Source organism: Gordonia sp. (in: high G+C Gram-positive bacteria) (assembly GCF_020438995.1).
Lineage (GTDB): Bacteria > Actinomycetota > Actinomycetes > Mycobacteriales > Mycobacteriaceae > Gordonia.
Window position 1 is genome coordinate 1 of sequence record NZ_JAGQTN010000303.1, and the last position, 2,793, is coordinate 2,793.

Genomic DNA, 2,793 nt, shown 5'->3' on the forward strand with positions numbered 1-2,793 from the left:
AGATCGGACGCGGGTCGATGATCACCCCGATCGTGGTCGGACCGAATCTCGTTCCGGTGATCGATGATGCCGATGTCGCGGCATCAAGCCGGGAGCTGGCGATGCTGTCGGCAATGGCGCACTACGCTGTACCTGAGGTTTTGGAGGCGTTGGCGGCTGCGATCGCCACGGACTTCGAGCACGGCCATGTGTATTCTGAACTGATCTGGGCGGTGCTTTCAGGGGCTGCCCGAGCCAAATGGGAGCGACTTGTGACTGCTACAACGTGGGAGTACCAATCCCCCTTCGCCCGGAAATACTACGGCGAAGGCAAAGCCGAGGGCAAAGCTGAAGGTAAGGCCGAGGGCAAAGCTGAAGGAAAGGCCGAAGAGGCGGCAGCCGGTGTCCTGACGGTGCTTCGAGCCCGAGGTATCGACGTGCCCGATACTATCCGCGACAGGGTGCAACACTGCGAGGATCTTGACACGCTCGAGATGTGGCTAAGCCGGGCCGCCACAGCGGAGGCCATCGGCGACGTCTTCGACTGAGAACCGCTGGGACGACCGCATGAATCTGCGCTCGCAACGTATGGCCAGGGAACCAATCCTTGGTGCCCGATACTTGTGACGGTGGTGCCTCAGCGATCTCGTCTGCCGTACGACCTGCCTCATAGCCTTGTGCGTGGGATAGGCGGGTGAGACGAACCACTGCTCGCGGATGCAAGTCAGAAAGAATCACGCCACTCGCTGAATACCCGGTCGATCTCAGCAGGGTCGACAAAAGTATCGAATGCTACCTTGGCTCGTTCGGCACTCACCGGATCACGAACGACATCAGCAGTCCACTCGACGCTCTGGCGGACATTGGCACCGACCTGCGGGTGATCGACAAACCGTGCGATTTCGCGGACAGTTTGGTCAGCGGCGGCGACTGCCGCGAGGCGCCACAGGTCACCAAAATCCTTGTCGCGGACCGGCCCCTTGCGTGGGTCTCGCATACGTTCGCCGATCTTCGACCCTTTGGCCAGAATGAGTGCCGGGATCCCGGCAACGAAGATCTCCACCGACAGTTCTGGGTCGGCGAAGTCAGTGATTGTCATGGGCGACCGGTTGAACGAGGCGAGTTCCAGCCCGACGGCATTGCCGACTGCGAGCTTGCCGTGGGCAGGTTGCAACGTCGGCACACCACGCCTGGTACGGCTCGAAGCGCCTGAAAGCCCATGCGGTGCGAGCAGGTCGATCTTTTCCCGAAACCCTCGCCTTCCATCCGCCTCGTCGTATCGTTCTCGACCCCACAATCCTGGTCGCGCGGTAGTTCGGTGCTCGTAGCCGGCCTGCGCCAGCAGTGTCTCGATGCTCGGCACATCACCAACCAGGCCGGGCGTCACGCCCAGATCGCCGTCACCGGTAGGCATCCTCGGCGCATCAAGGTCCATAGTCCGCAGCAGGACCGCGTGAGCTCCGACCAACGTCAGCGACTCGGAATGGGCAGCAAGGACGGCGACCACGTTGATAATCGCGCGACGACTCCATTCGATCTCGGTACGCGGCACCCTGATCTCCATCACGCCACTCGCCGCCCCAACAGAATGTCGGCCTGTTCGGGCATTCGGTCGATACCACCGTAGGCATCGATGACGACCTGATCACGGGCCGCGACAACGACCCCGTCGATGTCCGCTCGGCCGAGTTCATTCACCCCGTCGAACGCGATCAGGGTGCATTTCATCCCGAATGATTCCGGCTGCTTGCGCTCAAGTCCGATCACCGCGGCTGCGCGCGCGACGTCTTCGACGTAGAGAACAGGCCACGCCTCTCCCGCGCTCGACCGGTAGCAGTTCGCTCCCGCATCACCTGTCAGGGCGTAGTCGACATCGGCAGCAGCAAGGGCCCCGGCAAGTTCGATCGCCGACAGACCGGCGTTGAAGTCAGTTGCTCCGGCCCTCCGGGTGAGACGAGCCGCACGGCCCGCACGGAACATCAGATCAGCATGTTTACCTGTGATCACCTTGCCCGTCCCGTCGACAAGTCCGACGCGCGCCCACCTCTGCCGCCACGCTTCAACACCGGGGCCTACCTTGATGTCAAGCGTCGGGTCGAGGGCCAGTCGCGCAGCCGCGATCGCAGACGCGTCGGCCACCCCGGTGAAGCCGATCGGCTCCCCGAGCACCGCCATGATCTCCTGCGCCAAGTCGAACGACGGACTCACCGCACCGGACTCGATCCGCGTGATCGTCGTCGGGGCAACACCGACCAACGCCGCGAGTTGTCGGGCGCTGAGACCGTTCACGCGCCGCAGCATCGAAATTCGCCCGGCAAGATCCACCCCACGATCGTACCCTCGTGTTGCACTTATGCAACACCAATACCGCAGTTGTAGGTTTCATCAACCCACCGGGATCTAGCGCTTGTGCCATCGAGCACGATCGATGTCGTAGCCAACTCCTATCCTCACCGGTATGGTTTCGATGCGCCACGAGGCGATCGTCGAGTTGATCCGACTGTGCCCGGCATTCGCAGCCGAGATGCTCACCGGAGTCGCCGATCTCGTCGTACCCGAGTATGAGTCGGCGGAGCTCGGCTCGCCCGATCTCAGTGAGGTGGTGCCGACCGAGCGGCGGGCCGATGCGGTGGTCACACTCAATCAGGACGGTCGCGCGGTCCTTGGGATCGTCGTCGAAGTCCAGGTAAGTCATGGCAGCGACAAAACGTACTCCTGGCCCAGCTATGTGATCTCGCTGCGGCAGCGACTGCGGTGCCCCGTTGAAGTACTGGTGGTGTGCGTCGATGACAGCGTGGCGCGCTGGGCGGCACA

The 2,793-nt window shown here is 62.7% G+C and carries 3 protein-coding genes and 1 pseudogene; 2 read left to right on the forward strand and 2 right to left on the reverse strand.

The genetic code is table 11. The features are described from left to right. Window positions 1-17: 17 nt before the first annotated feature. Window positions 18-527: a hypothetical protein gene (locus KDB67_RS21310; protein ID WP_291020380.1), complete on the forward strand. Its 510-nt coding sequence runs from the start codon at window positions 18-20 to the stop codon at window positions 525-527. 176 nt (window positions 528-703) lie between these two features. Here the strand turns inward: KDB67_RS21310 and KDB67_RS21315 are convergent, their stop codons facing one another. Further along, on the reverse strand, window positions 704-1,531 hold the full coding sequence (locus KDB67_RS21315) for a hypothetical protein (RefSeq protein WP_291020382.1): 828 nt from the start codon (window positions 1,529-1,531) through the stop codon (window positions 704-706). 11 nt (window positions 1,532-1,542) lie between these two features. Then, window positions 1,543-2,304, reverse strand: coding sequence for a helix-turn-helix transcriptional regulator (locus KDB67_RS21320; protein ID WP_291020384.1), 762 nt, complete (start codon window positions 2,302-2,304; stop codon window positions 1,543-1,545). Window positions 2,305-2,437: 133 nt separating this feature from the next. Here KDB67_RS21320 and KDB67_RS21325 point away from each other — a divergent pair. Next, window positions 2,438-2,793: pseudogene (locus KDB67_RS21325) on the forward strand (hypothetical protein); the annotation flags it as partial.